1 pseudogene is annotated in these 488 nt (G+C 52.5%); it reads right to left on the reverse strand.

Features of this window, described 5'->3' with window-relative positions:
• Positions 1–488: pseudogene (locus tag OSC10802_RS39295) on the reverse strand (hypothetical protein); the annotation flags it as partial.

Genomic DNA, 488 nt, shown 5'->3' on the forward strand with positions numbered 1-488 from the left:
GGCGCAACGGGTTCCGGCTCAACCGGCAATTCAGTTATGGTAACTTCTGGCGCAACGGGTTCCGGCTCAACCGGCAATTCAGTTATGGTAACTTCTGGCGTAACGGGTGCCGGCTCAACCGGCAATTGAGTTATCACAACTTCTGGCACAACAGGATTTGGCTCAACCGGCAATTGAGTTATCACAACTTCTGGCACAACAGGATTTGGCTCAACCGGCAATTCAGCTATGATAACTTCTGGCGCAACGGGTGCCGGCTCAACCGGCAATTCAGCTATGATAACTTCTGGCACAAGAGGATTTGGCTCAACCGGCAATTGAGCTATGGCAATTTCTGCTGCAACGGGTGCCGGCTCAACCGGCAATTCAGCTATGATAACTTCTGGCGCAACGGGTTCCGGCTCAACCGGCAATTGAGTTATGGTAACTTCTGGCGCAACGGGTGCCGGCTCAACCGGCAATTGAGCTGTTACAACTTCTGCTGTAAC

The sequence above is a fragment of the Kamptonema formosum PCC 10802 genome (assembly GCF_000332335.1).
In the GTDB taxonomy this organism is placed as follows: domain Bacteria; phylum Cyanobacteriota; class Cyanobacteriia; order Cyanobacteriales; family Oscillatoriaceae; genus Oscillatoria.